Origin of the sequence: Bradyrhizobium sp. ERR14, assembly GCF_014198235.1 — a bacterium.
In the GTDB taxonomy this organism is placed as follows: Bacteria; Pseudomonadota; Alphaproteobacteria; order Rhizobiales; family Xanthobacteraceae; genus Bradyrhizobium.
Genome location: NZ_JACIHD010000006.1, coordinates 178,597 through 200,338 on the forward strand (window position 1 = coordinate 178,597; position 21,742 = coordinate 200,338).

The window sequence follows — 21,742 nt, forward strand, 5'->3', positions numbered from 1 at the left end:
ACCCGAATTGAAAAGCCCAGAAAGAAACTTGTAATGGCCATCCCCTTCTTCAAGGAAATGCGTATCGGCGGCTATTTGCTCAAGCAGAAACTGCTTGGCCGCAAGCGCTATCCGCTCGTGCTGATGCTGGAGCCGCTGTTTCGCTGCAACCTCGCCTGCGTCGGCTGCGGCAAGATCGATTATCCGGATGCGATCCTCAACCGCCGCATGACCGCGCAGGAGTGCTGGGACGCGGCCGACGAGTGCGGCGCGCCGATGGTCGCCATTCCCGGCGGCGAGCCGCTGATCCACAAGGAGATCGGCGAGATCGTGCGCGGCCTCGTTGAGCGCAAGAAGTTCGTCTCGCTCTGCACCAACGCGCTGCTGCTCGAGAAGAAGCTCGATCTGTTCGAGCCCTCCCCGTATCTGTTCTTCTCCGTGCATCTCGACGGCCTGAAGGACCATCACGACAAGGCGGTGTCGCAGAAGGGCGTGTTCGACCGCGCCGTCTCCGCAATCAAGGCGGCCAAGGCGCGCGGCTTCACCGTCAACGTCAACGCCACCATCTTCGACGGCCATCCGGCCGAGGAGATCGCGAAGTTCCTCGACCTCACCGTCGAGCTCGGTGTCGGCGTCTCGATGTCGCCCGGCTACGCCTATGAGCGCGCGCCGGACCAGGAGCACTTCCTCAACCGCACCAAGACCAAGAAGCTGTTCCGCGACGTCTTTGCGATGGGCAAGGGCAAGAAGTGGAATTTCATGCATTCCGGCCTGTTCCTGGACTTCCTCGCCGGCAACCAGGAATACGAGTGCACGCCCTGGGGCATGCCCGCGCGCAACATCTTCGGCTGGCAGAAGCCCTGCTATCTGCTCGGTGAAGGCTACGCCAAGACCTTCAAAGAGCTGATGGACACCACCGACTGGGAGACCTACGGCACCGGCAAGTACGAGAAGTGCGCCGACTGTATGGCCCATTGCGGCTACGAGCCGACGGCGGCGACCGCGGCCCTCAACAACCCGCTGAAGGCGATGTGGGTGTCGCTGCGCGGCATCAGGACCTCTGGTCCCATGGCGCCGGAGATCGACATGTCCAAGCAGCGCCCGGCGCAGTACATCTTCTCGGCGGAAGTGCAGAAGCGCCTGTCGGAGATCCGCAAGGACGAGGCCGAGGCCGCGCAGGCAAAGGCCGCGCAGAAGGCTTCGACGGCGGCGTAAAGCGCCAATCATATCTACAACCGAGAAAGGCCCGATCGCCAACGCGACCGGGCCTTTGTCTTGTGCGCCGTCAGACGAGCGGCCCGTGTCCCGGACGCGCTGCAGCGCTCTTTGCGCTGCTGCGCAGAGCCGGGACCCAGCAGCCGCGTGCTGTATCGATGCATGGGCCCCGGCTCTGCAGCGCACCGCCGAAGAGGCGCTGCGCCGCGTCCGGGGCACGAGTCGCGAGTGTGTTGCCCGCTCTCTCCACGCCGTCATTGCGAGGAGCTCTTGCGACGAAGCAATCCCGACTGCCTCCGCGGAAAGATTCTGGATTGCTTCCGCCTTCGCCGAGGCTTCGGCGGACAAGTCGCTGCGCTCGCAATGACGGAGAGGGCGGCACCAGCTTGCTTTTGCCATGCGCTCTTGCTCGCAGACACGCGTCAACATTCTCGCGGCTTCTTTCGCCCGAGCTTTGCTGTTCGTTTCGCCCTGTGAAAGACCAGAGGGCGCAGGGAAGGCCGGGCGCCGGCGGCACCCGCGGTCCGCGTGCATGGAAAAACGCACACGGGTGGACTACAGGCGTTGCCGGTCGCCCGGCCTTCCCTGCGCGGATGGTTTTAACGGTGTCCTTCGTGCTCTCCTCGGGGAGCGATGCACTGTTGCCCCCGTCGCCTTGCGGATGACCGATGCGCGTGCCCGGTCTGGCCGCCGCATCACCGCTAGGCTTGACGCCAGCCTGCGGGCGTCAGGACCACACGACTTCTCCGTCCGCGGACGGTTTGACCTGATCGCCGAGAGCTAGCGTGTGCTCGCCCCCGACGACGACCAAAACCGCTGTGACCACGCCGTTCGTCCCGCGATGCGCATGACTCAACGGTCGCCCGTCCCTGTCATCGCCTTCCGCGCCGGCGCTGCCGCGTCCACCGCACCCCGACCCGCATCTCGTGACGATCGCGAAGCGCCCCTCTGGGAGGGCCGGGATAAGCGCTCTATGCCACAAATCCGAAATTCGGGAAAGTAGAATGTTTTTGTGGGGAGGGGTTGACGGGTTTGGGGTGCTTTGCCCGACGCCTCTCGCTGGCAACTGCACCCCCGTATGAACAGGTACAGACTACATGATGGAGAAGCGAGCGAATGGTCGCCCGTGACCCGGCGATGGACGCTGACTACGTGTGCCGACACCGCAACGAATTGCCGTGTCTCACTTCAGGGGTGCAGTCCAGCACTGTCACCGTAATTTAGAGAAGCCGCCACTTGAGCCACTCGAAAATAGCCCATGCGAGTAGCAAGAGCCCGATTGGGATACCAACAGTGGTGATCAACGAAGATTCGTGCGGAGAGAACGCCGACGGAATTGGAAGGACGGAGAACACAGCCCCAATCCACAAGGCAATGTAGAAAACGGTCCGGCCACACCAATCTATTAGCGCGCCGTGCTTCGCTCCTTCGAGGACGGAATGAGTTTCTTTCGACGTCATGGTCGATACTCTTCCACCGATAAAAACCACCAGAATTCTCGCACAAATCCGATGAGTATGGAATCGCGCAAGCTGGCGAGCTCTATGCTCGCCGTTCACGAGCTCGCGCGCCGAACTTGACCAGGCCCTTGATGTCCTCGAAGCGGCGATGCCGGCCTTGTGAGCGGAACGCAACGCGCATACTTCGCGACAGCGCGGTCCATCCAGGCGACGGACACGAAAGAAAAGGCCCGGTCGCGCGACCGGGCCTTTCTCTATTCTCAGCTTTCCGCCGCCGCTCAGGCCGCCTTCGACACCATTACCTCGCTCTCGATGAGCTCCGTGCCGATCAGATAGTCGCGGCAGCCGCGCAGCGAGCGCAAAGCGCGGTTGAAGTCGATGCCGGTCGAGACCAGCGCATGCAGCGTTGCCGGATTGCGCACGATGCCGCGCAGGACGGCCGCGAGGTCAATCTGGCCGTTCGGCTTGATCGCGGCACGGGCGAGCGCCGGCAGCGCGCGGTGGGCGGGATCGCTGATGACGCGGACCGCGGCAAAGGGCAGCCCGGCCTCGGCGGCGTAGGCGGCCGCGATGTGGCTTTCCATATCGACGGCCGAAGCGCCCGTCTCCGAGTGCAGCGCCGCCTTACAGGCGCGCTTGGTGACCACTTCCTCGGCACCGGCGAGGCTGCCACGCACCACGCGGCGACGGCCCGAGGTCAGGCGGTCGATCAATTCGTCGCCGAGCGAGAGCCCTGCGGCCCAACGGGTGTCGCCGTCGAGCACCTCGGTCGCCAGCACGACGTCGCCGGAGCGCAAGCTCGGGTCGAGCCCGCCGGCCACGCCGAACGAGATCACGCCGCGAATCGTCTCCGGATCCACCACCGTCAGCAGCGCCCGCAACTGGGTCGGGCTGCTGGACGAACAAATAACCGCCATTCCGGGCCCGGCTGCGATGCGGGCCTCCTGAACCAGTCCGGTCACGATCAGTATCGGCCGCGGGTCGATGGCATTACCCGCGGTAAGATAGTCCCCCGTCCCCAAAGTCACATTCCGACCCCTACCACCCTGCTGTTGGTGTTCCGCAAGTTCCGATACCGCGCCAACGCCCACAGCGGGAAGAACTTCGGGTAACCATGATATCGCAGATAGAATACACGCGGAAAGCCTGTGGCGGTGTACCGTTGCTCGTCCCACAGTCCTTTTTTGTTCTGTGTTGCAATCAGGTACTCCACCCCGCGGGCGACGGCCGGATGATCAACCTCGCCTGCCGCCATCAGGGCAAGCAAGGCCCATGCCGTTTGCGAGGCGGTCGAGGGGGCGGCCTCCCATCCCCGGTAGTCGAGGCGGTAGCTGACGGCGTCCTCGCCCCAGCCGCCGTCCTCGTTCTGGATCGAGGCCAGCCAGCCGGCAGCCTTCCGAATCATGGGGTCCTTGTGGTCGACCCCGGCCATGTTGAGGGCACAGAGCACCGACCAGGTTCCATAGATGAAATTCATGCCCCAGCGGCCGTACCAGGAGCCCTCGGGGTGCTGGGTCTTCCTGAGGTAGGCGACCCCGTCGGCCACGTGCTTGCTGGTCTTCTCGGTCTCGCCAAGCTGGGCCAGCATCGAGATGCAGCGCGCCGTGACGTCCTCGGTCGGCGGGTCGAGCAGCGCGCCATGGTCGGAGAACGGGATGTTGTTGAGATAGTATTCGAGATTGTTGACGTCGAAGGCAGCCCAGCCGCCATCGTCGCTCTGCATGCCCTCGATCCACTCCCGGCCGCGGTCGATCGCGGCGTCGTAGCCGGTCGCACCGTGCTCCCGGCGCATGCGGTCCATCGACATCACCACCACGGCGGTGTCGTCGAGATCGGGGTAATGCGCATTGTTGTACTGGAAGGCCCAGCCGCCCGGACGCACGTCGGGCCGCTTCACGGCCCAGTCGCCCTTCAGCTCTAGCTCCTGCTTCGGGATCAGCCAGTCGAGGCCCTGCTTGGCTGCCGGCACCGCCTTGTCGCCGCCGGCTTCCAGCAGCGCATGCGCCGTCAGCGTCGTGTCCCACACCGGCGAGACGCAGGGCTGGCAATAGGCTTCGTCGTCTTTGATCACGAGCAGCTTGTCGATGCCCCGGCGTGTGATCGCGCGCGGCGGGAAGTTTTCATCCTTGCCGAGCGCGTCGTACATCATGACGATGTTGGCCATGGGCGGGTAGATCGCGCCCATGCCGTCCTCGCCGTTGAGCCGCTCCTCGGTGAAGGCGAGCGCCGCATCGATGGCGCGCTTGCGCAAGGCCTTCGGGAACATCGGCTCGATCACGCGCAAGACGGCGTCGAGCGAGCGAAACAGCACGAACCAGGCCATGCTTTGGTGCGGCGCCTTCGCGGTCATGCCGATCGAGCGCGGATCCTGCAGGAATAATTCGTCGATGCCGACGCCCTTCGGATTCTTGGCGAGCGGCTTCAGCGCTGCGAGCACCATCAACGGCACCATCGTGGTGCGCGCCCAGTATGAGATCTTGTTGAGGTGGAACGGCGACCAGAATGGCAGCAGCACGATCTCGATCGGCAGCACCGGCACCGCGCGCCAGGTGACGACGCCGAACATCGCCAGCAGGAAACGGGTGAAGACGTTGCTGTGAATCGCGCCGCCGCGAGCGTGAATGGCCTCGCGCGCGCGCACCATGTGCGGGGCATCGACGGGATCACCAATCATCTTCAGCGCGAAATAGGCCTTCACGCTGGCGCTCATGTCGAACTCGCCGTCATGCACCAGCGGCCAGCCGCCATGGGCGCCCTGCACGCGGCGCAGATAATTGGCGATCTTGGCTTCGAGCACGGCATCGACCGGCTCTGCGAGATAGTGGCGCAACAGGACGTATTCGGCCGGAATCGTGCAGTCGGCCTCGAGCTCGAACACCCAGTGGCCGTCCGCCTGCTGGAAGTCGAGGACGCCCTGTGTCGCCGATGCAATGCTCGATTCCAGGATGCCCGATTGCAAGATCCCTGGTTGCAAGGTCCCTGGTTGAAGGGCTTCGCGGCTGGTCGCGTTCACGGAATCCATCTCGCTCGATTGCTCCGATAGTCGATTGAAATTGGCCGGGACGTCTGCCCGTCAGGGCCGCCTTTCAGGATCCTTTGGCGGCGAGAACCAGATCGGCGGCGCGATCACCGGATCGAACCGATCCCTCGATGGTTGCAGGCAATCCCGTAGCAGTCCAATCCCCCGCGAGGAACAGGTTTTTCAGCGCGGTGACCGGCCCCGGACGCAGGGCATTCTGCGCCGGCGTCGCCGCAAATGTGGCACGACGCTCGCGCACGATCTGCCAGGGGGGCAATTCGCCGGATACCCCGCCGGCCTTGCAGACGTCGTTCCAGATCGCCTGCGCGAGTTCCTCGCGCGGCATGTCGACCAGCCGGTCACCGTTGCTGATGGTGACGGACAGCCGGTTCGGGAACGCGAACAGCCATTCCACGACGCCGCCGATCACGCCCAGAATCGGCGCCGAACCCGGCGGCGGTGTGATCCGGAAATGCGCATTCACGATGGCGCGGTATTCGGTCGGCGTCTTCACGCCCGGCAGCAGGCTCGCAGCAGCACGCGGCGGCACCGCCATCACGACGACATCGCCCTCCCCGATCTGAACGACATCCTCGCCGCCGAAATTCAGCGCACTGGCCCTGCCGTCGGTGGTCGTGAAGGAGCGCAGCTCATGGCCGAGCTGCACGGTATGGCCACGGTCCTGCAGGAACTCCACGGCCGGCTCGATCAGAACGGCGCTGAGGCCGTCGCGCGCGATCAGGGGACGGCAGGCCTGTCCGCCGGCAAGCAGCGTCTCGCGCACGATGGCGCCGGCAAGGCCAGCCGAGCCCTCGGGCGGATCGACATTGAGCGCCGCGAGCAGCAGCGGCTGCACCAGACGCTGATAGAGCACGCCTTCGCAAGGAATGGATTTGCCGACCAACGTGTCTTCCGACGCCCAGATCAGCGGCGCCAGCTTCAGATAATCGGTGAGGCCCGTGTCGGGCACGCGGCGGCCTTCGTCGAGCACCCAGGTGGGCAGACGACCATTGCCGAGATCGATCTGCCAGCGCTGCCCGGTCTTGACGTCGACGAAGGGAAACTGCGCGGTTTCAGGACCGACGAGGCCCGCCTCGGTGCCGATCGAACGCGCATAGGCGCGCGCGTGGCTGTTGCCCGACAGCAGCAGATGGTTGCCGTTGTCGATGGTGAGATTGGTGGCGCCGTCGAAATAGGAACGGCAACGGCCGCCGGCCTGCTGCGTCGCCTCGTGCACGGCGACCTTGAAGCCGGCATTGGCGAGCCGCACGGCGGCGGAAAGGCCGGAAATCCCGGCGCCGATGATATGTGCTGTTTTTTGCATCAGATGAAAGCGTAGCGGAGCAGGATCAGGATACGTGTGACCTTTGACACACGCACCGGCTGGCGCGGCGCGTTGAAGCCGCGCGCAATCAGGAGATCCAGAATGGAATGATAGTATTTCGACATGATCCGCGGCGCGCGCACCGTGCGGCGCTTGTTGCGGTTCATGATCTCGTCCGACTTCTCGAAATGCGCCTTCGCACGCTGCGTCAGCGGCAGGCAGACCTTCGGCAGCGCGCGCTCGGCGATCACGCGGTTCGGATCGTCGGAGGTGATGCCGGCATGCAGCAGCGCCTCGCGCGGCAGATAGAGTCGGCCAAGGCCAGCGTCTTCGTCGATGTCGCGCAGGATATTGGTGAGCTGGAGCGCGCGGCCCAGATGATAGGCGAGCTGGATGCCGTCTTCCTCGGGCAGGCCGAACACCCGCACCGACAGCCGTCCCACCGCGCTGGCGACGCGATCGCAATACAGATCCAGCGTCGCCATGTCGGGCGCGCGGATGTCCTGCGGCACGTCCATCTCCATGCCGTCGACGATGGCGAGGAAATCCTCGCGCTTGAGGCCGAAGGTCTTCACCGAGCCGACATAGTCCTTCAGCCGCGGCGGCGGATTGCCCTGATAGAGCGCGTCGATGTCGTTGCGCCATTCCTGAAGCGCGGCGAGCCGCTCCGCGCGCGGACCGTCGGAATCGGCGATGTCGTCGACCTGGCGGCAGAAGCTGTAGATCTGGAACATCGCTTCGCGCTGGTCATGCGGCAGGATGCGCATCGCGGCGTAGAACGAGCTGCCGGATGCGGTCGAGCCATAATTGGCGCCGGGCGAGGTCGCCTCAAGCGTCATGTGCAGTCCCCGGTCTGGAAATGGCCTTGCGTCCGATTGCGCGGCGGCCGGCCTCGCCGATCATTCCGGCAAGGCTGAAGATGAGCAGTTCGAACTTGTTCAGGTGCACCCGCTCGCGCAGGGGATCGCGCACCTTCAAGAGGCGCACGATGCGATCGGCATAGGCCTGGATCACCGCGACGTCGACGCCGAGGCGGAAATCCCGGATCTCCGCAGCCAGCGACCTGCCCTCGTCGAGCAGCGCTTCGTTGCGCGACGCAAGCGCCTGCAGGCAGGCCAGCATCGCCGGCGGCGACTGCGAAAGCCGGAGCTGCTCGACGGAGGCACCGTGTGCTGCCAGCGCATCGCGCGGCAGATAGACGCGGTTGAGCTCGCGGAAATCCTTGCCGCAATCCTGAAGGTGATTGTTGATCTGCAAGCCTGCGCAGAGCGCATCCGATGCGGCCCAGGTCGAGGTGCTCTCGCCGTGGACATCGAGCATGAAGCGGCCGACCGGCATCGCCGAGTAACGGCAATAGTGGATGACCTCGTCCCAGTTCTCGTAACGCAGCTTGGTCACGTCCATGCGGAACGCGATGAGCACGTCGAGCGCATGGCGCGGCGCCATGCCGCGCTCGGCCATGGCACGGCGCAGGATGACGGCCTCAGCCTGGGTCTCGCCCTTGCCGAGCAGCTCCGCCTCGAGCAGGTCGAGATAAGCGAGCTTCTGGTCGGGCGGCAGGGTCGCGTGGTCGGCGATGTCGTCGGCGGTGCGGACGAAATTGTAATACGCCAGGATCAGGGCGCGATGACGCGGATGAATGATCCAGGACGCGACGGGAAAATTCTCGTCGCGGTCACCCTTACCGGATCGCAATTCGCTCGCAGAGGTCATCGAGGGCTGGTTTACAATCGTTTGGACAGGAAGGGCTTCTTCGCTCGCGCGGGCTCATGCCGGCGATCCGCCGCGGCCCCCATATAGGGGAATACGGCCGCAAAACCAATCCTGTCTCTCGATGGCTGCCCCTTGCGGATCGGGCCCGAAAAGGCGGCCCAAAGGTCGCCTTTTCTAGGCCAGTGGCCGAGCTTACTGGTTGTGGGTCTTCAGGACCTGGTCGCAGGCCTGCGAGATCTTGGCCCGGTTCTCCTTGAGGCAGGCCAGGATGGTGAAATCGCCCTGGTCGATGACCGGACGGCAGAACTTCTGCACGTCGCGCGTGCAGGCCTTCTGCTCGGCGTCCGTGCCACGGCCCTGCTGGGCGAACGCCGCCGTCGAAACAGAAGCCGACAGCAGGGTGAGAGCGACGAGAAGCTTACGCATTGTATTCCTTCATTCTGACGGCAGAATCGCACCGGACCCGGACTGCACAGGGCGGACGACCGGAACGGATTGTTCTGATGGCATGTCGCCGCGGGAGGTGCGGCCTCAGAGAAGGCACAAGCACTGGCAAATGCGGCCAAATTGGCGCCACGCCCACCAAATCAGGTCTTCCCTGCGCCTTCATTGGCAGATGTAAGAGATTGATACTACGTCATAATTCGGGAGCACTGCGTTTTACTGCATACCTGTTGCAGAGCTGCATCTGTCCGCCCCGCCTTTCCCGCTGGAAACACGCAGAAACAGGGCAAATCGACCGGTCCAGGACTGGCGAGAGGCGTCGTGAACCGCCATCTCTGGCGGCCGGGCTTTGAACCTGACACTGGCTCGGAGCACTAAACTTTCGATGTGGCGAGACGTTATCACGCGTAAGCGGGCGTCGTTCCAAAACGGGATATTTGAGATGAAATTCTTTGGGCGATCTGGACTGGCAATCAAGGCGGCCGGCATCGGAGCGGCGCTGCTCTTCTCGGTTTCGGCAGGCCACGCTCAGTCGTCCGGCCCCTTTGCCGGTTTCGACGGCGCGTGGACCGGCACCGGCACGGTGTCGCTGTCCGACGGCTCCACCGAGCGCATTCGCTGCAAGGCCGACTACAAGGTCGCCGGCAGCGGCCTCAATTTGAAGCAGGCTCTGCACTGCGCGTCCGACAGCTACAAGTTCGACCTCACCAGCGACGTGACGAGCCAGGGCGAGCGCATCTCCGGAAACTGGAGCGAGTCCAGCCGCAACATCTTCGGCAACCTCCAGGGCACCGCCGGCGGCGGCCAGATCGACGTGTTCGTCGAGGCCAACGGCTTCGCCGCCAATCTGTCACTGCGCACCAACGGCACCAAGCAGACGGTGCAGATCTCTTCCAAGGGCGAGATCCGCGGCGTCAACATCACCATGACGAGGAGCTGATTTCGTCCGGCTTCAATGGAATCATGGCCCCCGGTTCTCGCGAGCCGGGGGCTTTTTGCTGACATGAACTCACCCGGAACGGACTTGCCGAGATGGACCCGATACGCAGGCATCTGCTCAAGGCCGCCGGGCTCTTCGTGGCCTCTCGCGCCTTCGCCAATGATCAGCAGGGAGCGAACATGCAGCCTTCGTCCGTGAAGCCGCGTCACGTGCTCTGCTTCCTCGGCAGGAACGACAGCCTGCTGCGACCGCCGAAGGCGGTGGCCAAAACCATCGCCGATTTCGGCTTCGAGATCGACCGCAGCTATTCGCAGGCAAAACCCGATCCGCACATGGAGCGGTCGTTCGGGGTGTGCTGGGACCGCGTCTTTCCGAAGGCATGGTCCGCGGCGGACGAGGCGGCGGTCGCCAATCACAAGGCGGTGCTCTACGTGCTGAGCCCGCGGATGGATCAGGAGAAGACCGCTGCCGGTTCGGCCGCAGCGCTGCAGATCGTGGACGAGATGTTCGACGCGGGCGCGGTTGCCGCAAAGGGCGAAAGCGCCGGCGTCGCACACGGCGTCGCGCGCTGGCGCAGCCTCGCCGATCAGGCGCGCAACGGCGCGAAGACGGACCAAGGCCTTCGCATGACGCCCGCCGTCGCCAAGGCCTGTCGCCTCGCCTTCGCCAAGCGCCCGCTCGCCGGCGATCGCTACTTTGAGAGCGTCGGCTATCACCTCGTCGGCCTGCCGGAGGTCTATGTCGCGAAATCGCGCGGCAACGAATGGTCCGCGGTGATGCTGATGGAGGAGATCGCCAACGCCATGGCCGAGCGCGGGATCGATGCAACGCTGCGCGATCGCAAGCTCATGCTGTCGCACGAGCAGGACTACGCCGAGAGCGATTTCAAGTTCAATCCGTACGGGATCGTTCGGATCGACGCGTGAGCGGGACAACAGCGACCAGCAGCCCGAGCAGTCCGTAGGCGCCCGCCAGGACCAGGATCAGGCCGCTGTCGCCGGCAGTGTCGACGGCAGCGCCGGTGAGCGGGCCGCCCAACATTCCGCCGATGCCGCTGGCGAGCGTAAAGGCTGCGCTGCCCGCCAGCAGGGTCGGCCCGCCGAAACGATCGCCCAGTTCGGCAAGCGCGACGGTGGTGACGCCGTATGCGCACGCGCCCCAGACGAACAGAAGTATGAACAGCATGAGCAGTCCCTGCTGGACGGCAATGGCGAGCAGGACAGCGCCGGCTGCGGTCGCGGCTGCACACCCCAGGAGCACGAGCCGTCGCGGACACCGGTCTGCAAGCCAACCGATCGGAATTTGCAGAAACACGTTGCCGCCATTGAGCACGGCGAGGCCAATCGCCATCGCCTGCTCGGAATATCCGTTCCTCATCCCGAAGGCCGGCAGAAAGCTCAGCGTGGCATGATCGAACAGGGCAAAAGTCGCGACCGCCGCGAGAAGCACGGGCGCGCACGGAATGAAGCTCGTGATCGGCGTGCGCTCCTTGACGGAAAAGCTGGGCAGCCGCGTCGCGAAGATGGCCGTGATCAGCGCAGCGGCGAGCAGGGCCAATATGCCGACCGCGAATGGCCACCACCCCGAGGAGCCCGTGAGCGCAAGCGCGAAGGGCCCAAGCGAGAAACCGGCGGCCAGCACGGCCGCATAGAGTCCCATGACGCGGCCGCGATAGACCGGCACGGCGATCTCGTTCAACCACGCCTTGTTGACGATGTAGAAGCCGCCGATGGCGAGACCAAGCACGAACCGCGCCGGAAACCAGATCCATAGCGTGCGAAAGACCATCATCAGGGCGAGTGCTGCGGCCGCGATCAGGGCAAGCCCAACGGCAGCCTTGTAGGCACCCGCTCCCTGCACGAGACGCGGCACGCAAAGCGCGGAGCTCAAAAGCCCGATCGGCATCATCGCGGCATTGGTGCCGATCAAAAGGCCGCTGAATTGCTCGCTCTTGAGAACGAGAGCGAGCAGCGGCGACGACAGGCCGACCGCGACCGCGAACACGCCCACCGTTGCGGTCACGAGGGCGACCTTCGCCCAATCTGGCGCCTCGACGCTGTCGACGCCACCTCCAGACGCCGCCTCATGGGCCGGCTCAGCGCGCATGTCGCCCGTCCTCAGAGCTGAGGCTGTCGTTGAAGTTTCTCAACGTGCAATCGTTCGCACGCTTGTTTGTTGGAACGACAATATCAGCTGGAGCCGTTCACAGCTCTGGTTGAACAGGCCGGCACAGCAAAGGTTCGTTCAGCCGTGAAGAAAAGATCGGCAGTTCCGCGCGGACGCGGGTGGGCTCTCCCGGAATCGTGCGGATGCCGTGGTGAGGTCCGATGACGACTAGATCGCCGGCTTGTCGGTCCCTTGCAGCTTGGCCTGCAGATTGATCAGCCACATCGCAGTCGGCCGCAGGATGAAGAGGTCGGCGACCAGCGCCATCACCATCGAGAAGGCGCTGAGCCAGCCGAACAGCCGCAGCGACGGCAGGTCGGAGAACACGGTGACGACGAGGCCGCAGGCCAGCACCACCGTGGTCAGGATCAGCGCCGGCCCGACCAGTACGGTCGCCCGCTCCACCGCGAGCGCGGAGCCGACACCCGGCTTGCTCTCGAGCCGGAGGCGGTTGAGGAAGTGGATGGTGGCGCTGAGGCCGAGACCGAACGAGACCGTAAGCGCGACGACGCTGGCGAATTGCAGGCCCTCGCCCATCGCCCACAGCACCGTTCCCGACATCACCACCGGGAAGATGCCCGGCAGGATGCAAGCGAACATCACCACCCAGGAGCGGAACGCAAGGCCGATGAAGATCGCAACCAGCGCGAATTCGACGGTGAGCCCGCGGTTCAGCTTCTCGATCATGCTGGCCGAGTTGCGCGCGGCGATCGCGGCAAGGCCCGTCACCGCGACCTCGTAGCCCGGATGCTTCTTGCGGACGGCGTCGAGCTCGGCATCGAGCTTGTCGACGATCGGCAGAAGCTGGCTGGAATCCTTGTCCGGCACGCGGCCGGCGACCACCACCGCGTCCTGCTCGGCATCGATGAAGCGCCGCACCAGATGCTCGGGAATGACGCTGACATATTCCTTCAGCGTGGCGACGTCGGCGCTGCCGGCCTTTTCCGCAAGCCAGCGGCGCAGGGTCTCGACCGACCAGACATTGCCGACACCGGCCGCCTTCTCCACGGTCGCATGCACGTCCGCGATGGTCTGCAGCGTCTCCGGCGAATAGAGCGATTCACCCTTGGGGAACTGAATCAGCACATTGACCGGGTTGGCGCCGGTGAGCTTGGCATCGAGCCGGTTGCTGGCAGCGACCGCCTGGCGCTTGTCCGGCACCTGGTCGGCAAGCCGGTAGCGCGGCTCCAGATTGGCGTAGATGACGCCGAGGCCGCCGACGAACAGCACCGCGATCAGGCTGAACAGCCCGGGCCGGCCCACCATGCGCACCGCGATCCAATAGCAGAAATTGCGCAGCGCCTGGACGCCGGCATCCGCGCTCTGGAATTTGACCGCGAACGTCTTCTCGTTGCGCACGAGCAGCACGCCGAACACCGGCACCAGCGACAGCACCGCGACCAGCGCGATGATGGTGGCGGCGAGGCCCGCCTCGCCGAACTTGCGGATCAGGTCGGAGTTGGAGAACTGCAGCGCGATGAAGGAAATGCCGGCGGTGCCGTGCGTCAGCACGCAGGCCGGGCCCACCACCAGCACCGCGTTCTTGAACGCGGTGAACTTGTCCTGGCCCGCGATCAGCCGGTCGCGCGCGGCGAAGGTGAGCTGCATCGAGTCCGAGAAGCTGATGACCATGATGAGCGGCGTCATCACGTTCAGGAACATGTTGAGATTGAAATTGGCCCAGCCGAGCGCGCCGAGCGCCAAGAGGATCGCGATCATCGGCGGAAACGCCGCGGCGACCATGAACGAGATCTTGCGGAAGAAGATGATGGCGATGATGCAGCCGGCGAGGATGCCGAGGATGTTGTAGGTCAGCCCGTCGCGCTCGACGGCGTTGCGGATCTCGAGCTGCATCACCGGCACGCCCGAGAGCTGCACGTTGAGACCGGTGTCACTGAGATCCTCCTTCATCAGCGCGCGGATGTCGCCGACGGTCTTGGTCAGCTTGCTGGACGCCACCACCTCCGGATCGAGCGACAGCACGACGAGCGCCAGCGTGCCGTCTTCCGACAACAGCTTGCCGCGGATGATCTCGTTGTTTTTGACGGTCTCGATGAACTTGTCGTAGTCGGCGCCTTCGGGCAGCTCGGCCGGGAACAGCGCCGCCGGCAGCTTGCCCGGCGCCGGCGCCTGGCGTGCCGAGAACAGCGAGACCAGCCCGCGCGTGCCTTCGACCAGCTGCAGGTCGGTGATGAAGTCGCGCAGCTTCTCCAGATTGTTCCGGGCCAGCAGGTTCTTGCCCTCGACCACGACGAGGACGTCGAATTCCTCGGCCGGGAACTTTTTCGTCACCTCTTCATATTGGTGGAATTCGCGACTGTCGGAGCGAAACAGCTGCGACAGCGAATCATCGATCTTGATCCGGTGGATGCCGAACACGGCGCCGACGATCAGGACGAGCAGGACGATGCAGGAGACGATCGGCGCCCGGACGGCGATCAGCCCGATGCGCTCCAGCCCGAAGGCGATCGAGGACGTAGGTCCCTGCTCGACCTTGTCGACATGAACCTCATTCTCGCTGTGCTTTTCGAGCATGCCTTATCCAGTTCCTAAATCGGCTCGGTCTGAGAGCTTATTGCGCCCCGCGAACGGCTTGAAAACGCCATACCAATGGGAGGCTTGCCCTTTGAAAATGCGCGGAAAATCGCCGCCCGGGGTTTAGCAGGTCAATCACCCTTCTCGCAAGCAGGCGAAGTGTGGGCAAATCGATCAAGATGCGGCGATTTCGGGGCCTAACCACAGGTCATCCCGGCGAAGATGTGCCAATTCGACGCGGCGCGCGGTCTGCGCTCTCGTCCTTCAGCGCCACACCGGTGACCTGCCGGTCAAGCCCCTCACGGACGAGCCAGGCGATCTTGAAGGCGGCCTCGTCGTAACTCAACCCAGCGTAGTGGATATTCGACACGCAATTTCGCTCGGCGTCGGTGCGGCCGGGCTTCGGCGCAAAGGTCAGATAGGCGCCGAGGCTATCGGGCGCCGACAGGCCCGGCCGCTCACCGATCAGCATCAGGGCCATGCGCGCGCCGAGAATGGCGCCGATCTCGTCGCCGAGCGCGACGCGCGCGCCTGAGGCGACGACGACATGGCCGACCGCGACGTCGTCCTCTTCCGCGAGCAGCGGCAGCAGGCGCCCCACCAGCCCCACCGCATGGGCGTGCACCGCCGCCGCGGACAGGCCGTCGCCGATCACGAGCGCAAGCCGGCACGGCGCCGAGGCCGCTCGTGCCAAGACCTCGGCTGAGCCGGGGTCGAGTCGTCGTCCCAGATCCGGCCGCCGCAGATAGTCTTTGCGGTCGACCGCCTGGCTCCTCACCTCCGTGACGGCAAGGCCCAGCGCGCCGAGATCGGCGGCCAGACGCGGCGCATCGAAGGCGGCATGCACGGCATCGCGGGCGCGGGCGTGATCGAGCGTGAAATCGAGCAGCGCCTTGGTCGGCACGCTCGCGCCGCTGCGGCCGAGTGCCACGCGCGCGGGCGTGAACGCCCGCAGATCGAGGGTCGGACGGCGCGGCAGGGCCGGATCAGACATGTCGCATCATTCGGCGGGAACGGCGGCCTCGCGCAGCCGGATCGAATAGTTCGAGGCGTTCTGCCTGCCGCTGGAGGCCGCGCGCGCAAAGGTGATGAGGTGGTGCGCGATCAGGGTGCATCCGATCAGGCCCTCGACGTCGCCGCGCTTGATACGCCCCAGCGCGAACTTCCAGAACACGCGCTTGTAGTCGCCGAGCACGCCGACCTTCCAGAAGATGTTGCGCAGCATGACGAGGCCACGCCTGATGTTGGCCCAGGTCTTCATCTCATCCGGGGTCGGCACCTTGAGGCGGTGAACATAAACGTGGTCGCATTGATACTGGAAGCGCGCGTAGACCTTCTCGGGCGCATACGCGACCGCCATGGCGTGCTTCCAGGACGCGACGACGTCATCATAGGGCAGCAGGAAGTCGACGTTGGAATCGCGGCCGTCGTCCTCGATCAGGCGCCCCTCGCGCTCCAGCCGGTCCCACAGCGGCGTCTTCGGCAGCGCCTGAAGCAGGTTGATCGTCAGCAGCGGAATCCGGGACTCCTCGACGAAGCCAAGCAGCGCCTCGGACGTATTCGGCTTGTCGGTGTCGAGCCCCATGATGATGCCGGAGACGACCTCCATGCCGTAGGAGTTGATGGTGCGCACGCCCTCCAGGATCGGGACCATCATGTTGTGGTCCTTCTGCATCGCCTTCAGCGCGTCGGGATCGGGCGTCTCGATGCCGCAGAAGATGGTGATGAAATAGGCCTCGCGCATCTTCTCGAGGATTTCGGGCCGCTTGGCGATGTTGAGCGTCGCCTCGCAGGCGAGCCGTACCACGTAGCCGGTCCGCTTCTGCCATTCGATCAGATGCGGCAGCAGGTCCATCGCCGCCTTGCGATTGCCGATGAAATTGTCGTCGACGAAATAGACCGTGTCGGTCATGCCGCATTCGCGCAGGCGGTCGAGCTCGGCGATGATCTGCTCCGGCGACTTGAGGCGCGGGTTGCGGCCATAGAGACCAGGGATATCGCAGAACTCGCACTGATAGGGACAGCCGCTGGAATACTGGATGCTGCCGAGGAAGTATTTCTTCACGTCGGCAAGCTCGTAGGCCGGGATCGGAAACTCCGTCATCGGCACGCGGTCTTTGGTGGTCAGCACCACCTGGGCCTCGGGACGCGAGGCGTCGCGCGACAGGATCTCGATCAGCTGGTTGGTGGCATCGCCGAGCTCACCGACATGGAGATAGTCGAAGGACGGATAATAGTCGGGGCAGGCGCTGACGGAGGGACCGCCGAGCGCGACCGGCAAATTGAATTCATGAGCGCGGCGGCAAATGTCGTTCATCTGCTGGCGCTGGATGTGCATGCCGCTGACGAAGACCGCTTCCGCCCACTCGAACTCTTCCCTGGTCGTGCGACGCACGTTCTCGTCGACGAATTTGACCTGCCAATCCGGCGGCAGATAGGCCGAGATCAGCAACAACCCCTGCGGCGGCATGAAGGCACGGACACCATCGGTCAGGGGATAGGAATGCTCGAATGTCCCGAACGACGAGGTGTAGCGCGGAAACACACAGAGAATCCGCCGGGACGTTCCGTTACTTTCAGCTCGCATCTAAGCTCCCCCGCCACGACTGATGGTGCGGAAATTGCCAGCCAGACACATAGCGTAACGCTGCCGCCGGAATTTCTCAATATTGTGGCACAAGCATAATTCGGAGAGGGACCAATGGTTTCCTGAAGGCCTTAGGGAGCTTCCAGCCTCAGGCGATCAGCCGCGAGGCAAAATCGGGCAGCAGGCCTGCATCGCCGGCAAGACGGAAATCGGCGCCCGTAATCCCTGCCTGCGCCAGCCAGTCGTCGAATTCCGGCGCGCGGCGCAGACCGAAGACGTCACGGACATAGAGCGCGTCGTGAAAAGACGTCGACTGGTAGTTCAACATGACGTCGTCGGCGCCGGGCACGCCCATGATGAAGGTGACGCCGGCGGCGGCGAGCAGCGTCAGCAGATTGTCCATGTCGTCCTGGTCCGCCTCGGCATGGTTGGTGTAGCAGATGTCGATCCCGAGCGGCAGGCCGAGCAATTTGCCGCAGAAATGATCCTCCAGTCCGGCCCGGATGATTTCCTTGCCGTCATAGAGATATTCCGGGCCGATGAAGCCGACCACGCTGTTGACCAGCAGCGGCGCAAAGGCGCGGGCGACCGCATAGGCGCGCGCCTCGCAGGTCTGCTGGTCGACGCCGTGATGGGCGCCCGCCGACAGCGCCGAGCCCTGGCCGGTCTCGAAATACATCACGTTCTGCCCGACCGTGCCGCGCCCCTGCGACAACCCGGCCTGCTGCGCCTCCTTCAGAAGCGCAAGGTCGACTCCAAAACTGCGGTTGGCGGCCTCGGTGCCGGCGACCGACTGGAAGACGAGGTCGACCGGCACGCCCTGCCCGATCAGCGCCAGCGTCGTCGTGACATGGGTCAGCACGCAAGCCTGCGTCGGGATCTTCAGCCGCGTGATGATCTCGTCGAGCAGCCGCAGCAATTGCGCGATGACGGCCGGATCGTCGCTCGCGGGATTAATTCCGATGCAGGCATCCCCGGCGCCCAGCAGGATGCCGTCGAGGATCGAGGCGGTGATGCCCCTGGCATCGTCAAAGGGATGGTTGGGCTGCAGCCGCGTGCTCATCCGCCCTTTCAGGCCGATGGTGTTGCGGAAGGCGGTGGTGACCTCGCATTTCCGCGCCGCCAGAATCAGATCCTGATTGCGCATCAGCTTCGACACTGCAGCTGCCATCTCCGGCGTGATGCCGCCCGCCAGCTTGCGCAGGACATCCGGCGTCGCCGCATCCGACAGCAGCCAGTCGCGGAAGCCGCCGACCGTCAGGGACGCCACCGGCGCGAAGGCCTTCGCGTCATGGCTGTCGATGACGAGGCGCGTGACCTCGTCGGCCTCGTAGGGGATGACGGCTTCCTGCAGGAATTGGCCGAGCGGGACGTCGGCGAGCGCCATCCGCGCCGCGATCATTTGCTCGGCGGTGTCGGCGGCGATCCCGGCCAGCCGGTCGCCGGAGCGCGGTGGCGTCGCCCTGGCAAGGAGGTCGCGCAGGTCCGCGAAGGTGTGGGTCGTGGCGTCGATGGTATGGCGGTAGACCAAGGGTCGCTCCGGGGTGCGTCGGCCGGTGGCCGACCTAAGACTATCCTGAAACTCTACCTTCGGATCAAGACGCTGAAATAACTTGCCTTTCCTACGACCAAGGACGGAGGCAGCCAACGGCCGTGTTAACGCCGCATCCATTTTCGTTCTGCATAGTTTTGCATCAATTCTACACGATCCCGTTCACCGGCCGCTGCAGGCCATTCCGGGCCCCCGAAAACCATGACATCAGACGAATCTGGGAATGCCGCCAAGCTGGCCGGCCGTTTCACGCTTGCCACCAAGCTTTATGCGATCTTCGCGCTGTTCGCGCTGCTGACGGCGGCGATCGCGATGCTGTCCGACTACAACAGCCGCCGCGGCGCCGACCTGACCAGCGCGATCGAGACGGCGAACGCCGCCGCGCTGAACGTCGAGCGCGTCAACTCGCTGGTCTATGCGGTCGTGATGGAATCGCGCGGCGTCTACATGTCGACCGAGCCCGCCGTGGTGAAGAAATATGGCGAGGGCCTGCTCAAGTTCAACGCCCAGATCCTCGATGTCGTGAAGCGCTGGGAGACCATCGTCAAAGCCGACGATGCCGAGCAGTTCGCCACCTTCAAGAAGCGCATCGAGCAGTTCGTCGAGTTTCGCAAGGAGCTGGTGCGCCGCGGCGTCGAGATCAATGCGGCGGCCGGCCGCGAATGGGGCGACAACGACGCCAACCGGACCGTGCGTTCGGCGCTGAACAAGGATCTCGAGGCGCTGTCCAAGGTCTATGCCGAGCGCGCCAAGCAGATCGCGCAGCAGACCGAGACCAATCGCGAATTGTCCTTCGTGCTGACCTGCCTCGGCGGCGTGGCGCTGGCCCTGGTCGTGATCGGCATCGTCATCATCGCCCGCTCGGTCGCCCGGCCGCTCGCCGCGATCACCGCGACCATCAAGCAGGTCGCCGACGGCACCGAGAATGTCGTGGTGCCGCACTCCGACCGCGCCGACGAGATCGGCGCGCTGGCGCGCGCGATCCAGGTCTTCCAGGAGGCCATGGGCCGCAACCGCAACCTCGCCTCGCAGGTCTCGCAGGGCTCTGCGGCGCGCGAGGAGCGTGCGCGCCACATCGAACGATCCGTCGAGGAGTTCCGCGGCGCGATCGGCGCCATCATGCGCGGCCTCAGCGACAACGCCTCGGTCATGCGCGAGACCGCGCAGACCATCACGCGCGTCACCGCGGATGCCTCTAGCCGCGCCGGCACGGCGGCCAACGCCACCGAGCAGGCCTCGCACAACGTCACGGCGGTGGCGGGCGCGGCCGAGGAGCTGTCGGCCTCGGTCGTGGAGATCGGCCGCCAGGTGCGGCAGAGCGCCGGCGCGGTCGAGCAGACCGGCCAGCGCACCGAGAAGTCGATCTCCGAGATCGAGAGCCTCGCCGCGGCCACGCAGCGCATCGACGGCGTGCTCAATCTGATTCAGGCGATCGCCGAGCAGACCAATCTGCTGGCGCTCAACGCGACCATCGAGGCCGCCCGCGCAGGCGACGCCGGCCGCGGCTTTGCCGTGGTCGCTCATGAAGTGAAAGCGCTCGCCGGCCAGACCGCCAAGGCCACCGCCGAGATCAGCGAGAACGTCGCGATGATCCAGGCCTCGACCCGCAACGCGGTCGACGCCGTGCGCGAGATCGGCGGCGCGGTACGCGAGATCAACGAGGTCACCTCCGCAATCGCCGGCGCCATCGGCCAGCAGGACGCCGCCACGCGCGAGATCTCGTCCAACGCGCAAAGCGCCGCGCAGGGCAACGAGACGCTGGTCGCCAACATCACCTCGCTGCGAGACGCCATCGGCGAGACCGATACCGCCGCATCCTCGGTGTTGACGGCGGCGGGCAGCCTGACCGAGACCGCAGAGACGCTGTCGCGCGAGGTTGAGACGTTCTTCCAGAACTTGCGCGCGGGGTCGGCGGACGGCCGCATCGCCAAGGCGGGATAACGGCGCGTCCACCGCTGCAGCGCCTTCGGTGGGGTCGCTCCGACAAAAAACTGAAAAACAACCCCATGCACAGTAGCCGGGGGCAGCTGAATCAATGGCTTAGCTGCCGGCGCGAAATCATTCTGATTTTACGAAATAGATTTGACTCGTCGGGCAAGACACCGGCATGATGTCATCATGGCGATGGCGGTCTGCTCGGGATCCTAGTCGCCCCACCCGGGGGCGTCCCGTTCGCCGCGCGCTCAGGCGCGCCGGACGTAACCATTGAAGCTGAGGAAAGCACCTATGGCGCCAGTTATCAGCGCTACCACGACGGTAGCGGCCCGGCCGCTGTAGACGGTCGAACCGATCGCCACCGCGACCTGCGGCAAGACGATACGCATGATGCCGCCGAGGGTCATCAGCCAGCCCATTACTGTGATGATCGAGCGCCAGTCCGCCTGCCATCTATTGTGCAGATTGATGATCGCGAGGCCCGCAAGCAACGACAGCAAGCCGGACAGATAGAACAGGATGCCCGTGTGGAGCGCCTCCACGATCATGCTTTGGTACATGCCGAGGTTGATCAGTATGCCGAGCGCGATCGCGACAAATGTTGGCCCCATCAGCCTGGCGAGAAATAGCGAGCGGTCCATTGTGCGTCTCCGCCGCGCGAGCTGCCCGTCCAAGGGACAATTCGATCATCGGGCAGGCGCGCTATGCGGCAATTCATTGTTGCCGAGTATCGGCTGGCCTGGTGCTCGGTCCAGTGGCGGATGCGGCTTTGCGAGGCCCATCGTACCAGGCGGCGTCTCGTTGCTCGCCGTCCTTGTGTCGACCCGATCAAGCGTCGTGACGAACGCCGCGAGTATTGCGACGATCACCGCA

The 21,742-nt window shown here is 64.8% G+C and carries 16 protein-coding genes; 4 read left to right on the forward strand and 12 right to left on the reverse strand.

Annotated elements, in window-relative coordinates; all coding sequences use genetic code 11:
* The first annotated feature begins 33 nt into the window (after positions 1-33).
* Complete coding sequence (gene hpnH / locus GGD62_RS19105; RefSeq protein WP_018315701.1) at positions 34-1,194, forward strand: adenosyl-hopene transferase HpnH; 1,161 nt, start codon at positions 34-36, stop codon at positions 1,192-1,194.
* 1,738 nt (positions 1,195-2,932) lie between these two features.
* On the opposite strand, the gene GGD62_RS19110 is transcribed toward hpnH, so the two are convergent.
* The 6 genes from GGD62_RS19110 to GGD62_RS19135 all read right to left on the reverse strand — a co-directional run bounded on the left by GGD62_RS19110 (position 2,933) and on the right by GGD62_RS19135 (position 9,136).
* On the reverse strand, positions 2,933-3,682 hold the full coding sequence (locus GGD62_RS19110) for a phosphorylase (RefSeq protein ID WP_179733960.1): 750 nt from the start codon (positions 3,680-3,682) through the stop codon (positions 2,933-2,935).
* Positions 3,679-5,676 (reverse strand): squalene--hopene cyclase, encoded by a 1,998-nt coding sequence (gene shc, locus GGD62_RS19115; protein WP_183709523.1) that lies wholly within the window; start codon positions 5,674-5,676, stop codon positions 3,679-3,681. Before shc ends, GGD62_RS19110 begins: the two co-directional genes overlap by 4 nt.
* 64 nt (positions 5,677-5,740) lie before the next feature.
* On the reverse strand, positions 5,741-6,997 hold the full coding sequence (hpnE, locus tag GGD62_RS19120; protein WP_183709526.1) for a hydroxysqualene dehydroxylase HpnE: 1,257 nt from the start codon (positions 6,995-6,997) through the stop codon (positions 5,741-5,743).
* A complete protein-coding gene (gene hpnD, locus GGD62_RS19125) occupies positions 6,997-7,836 on the reverse strand; it encodes a presqualene diphosphate synthase HpnD (protein WP_183230993.1) in 840 nt (279 codons plus the stop codon). Before hpnD ends, hpnE begins: the two co-directional genes overlap by 1 nt.
* Positions 7,826-8,710: a squalene synthase HpnC gene (gene hpnC, locus GGD62_RS19130; RefSeq protein ID WP_183709529.1), complete on the reverse strand. Its 885-nt coding sequence runs from the start codon at positions 8,708-8,710 to the stop codon at positions 7,826-7,828. Before hpnC ends, hpnD begins: the two co-directional genes overlap by 11 nt.
* 192 nt (positions 8,711-8,902) lie before the next feature.
* Positions 8,903-9,136, reverse strand: coding sequence for a hypothetical protein (locus GGD62_RS19135; RefSeq protein ID WP_018315694.1), 234 nt, complete (start codon positions 9,134-9,136; stop codon positions 8,903-8,905).
* A 460-nt stretch (positions 9,137-9,596) separates the two neighbouring features.
* Between GGD62_RS19135 and GGD62_RS19140 the strand changes: the two genes are divergently transcribed.
* Both GGD62_RS19140 and GGD62_RS19145 read left to right on the forward strand, forming a co-directional pair.
* A complete protein-coding gene (locus GGD62_RS19140) occupies positions 9,597-10,094 on the forward strand; it encodes a hypothetical protein (protein ID WP_018315692.1) in 498 nt (165 codons plus the stop codon).
* Positions 10,095-10,186: 92 nt separating this feature from the next.
* Positions 10,187-11,020: a hypothetical protein gene (locus GGD62_RS19145; protein ID WP_018315691.1), complete on the forward strand. Its 834-nt coding sequence runs from the start codon at positions 10,187-10,189 to the stop codon at positions 11,018-11,020.
* On the opposite strand, the gene GGD62_RS19150 is transcribed toward GGD62_RS19145, so the two are convergent.
* From GGD62_RS19150 to GGD62_RS19170, 5 genes are all read right to left on the reverse strand, one after another.
* Positions 10,986-12,200, reverse strand: coding sequence for an MFS transporter (locus GGD62_RS19150; protein ID WP_183709531.1), 1,215 nt, complete (start codon positions 12,198-12,200; stop codon positions 10,986-10,988). The genes GGD62_RS19145 and GGD62_RS19150 overlap by 35 nt on opposite strands.
* 228 nt (positions 12,201-12,428) lie before the next feature.
* Complete coding sequence (locus GGD62_RS19155) at positions 12,429-14,795, reverse strand: RND family transporter (RefSeq protein WP_183709534.1); 2,367 nt, start codon at positions 14,793-14,795, stop codon at positions 12,429-12,431.
* A gap of 208 nt (positions 14,796-15,003) precedes the next feature.
* Positions 15,004-15,789, reverse strand: a complete 786-nt coding sequence (eutC, locus tag GGD62_RS19160; protein ID WP_183709536.1) for an ethanolamine ammonia-lyase subunit EutC — start codon at positions 15,787-15,789, stop codon at positions 15,004-15,006.
* 6 nt (positions 15,790-15,795) lie between these two features.
* Positions 15,796-17,382 (reverse strand): B12-binding domain-containing radical SAM protein, encoded by a 1,587-nt coding sequence (locus tag GGD62_RS19165; RefSeq protein WP_183709539.1) that lies wholly within the window; start codon positions 17,380-17,382, stop codon positions 15,796-15,798.
* Positions 17,383-17,530: 148 nt separating this feature from the next.
* Positions 17,531-18,913 (reverse strand): ethanolamine ammonia-lyase subunit EutB, encoded by a 1,383-nt coding sequence (locus GGD62_RS19170; RefSeq protein ID WP_092256795.1) that lies wholly within the window; start codon positions 18,911-18,913, stop codon positions 17,531-17,533.
* Between the two features lie 222 nt (positions 18,914-19,135).
* On the opposite strand from GGD62_RS19170, the gene GGD62_RS19175 reads away from it, so the two are divergent.
* On the forward strand, positions 19,136-20,875 hold the full coding sequence (locus GGD62_RS19175; RefSeq protein ID WP_183709541.1) for a methyl-accepting chemotaxis protein: 1,740 nt from the start codon (positions 19,136-19,138) through the stop codon (positions 20,873-20,875).
* A gap of 242 nt (positions 20,876-21,117) precedes the next feature.
* Here GGD62_RS19175 and GGD62_RS19180 read toward each other — a convergent pair whose 3' ends face one another.
* A complete protein-coding gene (locus tag GGD62_RS19180) occupies positions 21,118-21,510 on the reverse strand; it encodes a hypothetical protein (RefSeq protein WP_018315684.1) in 393 nt (130 codons plus the stop codon).
* Positions 21,511-21,742 lie beyond the last annotated feature (232 nt).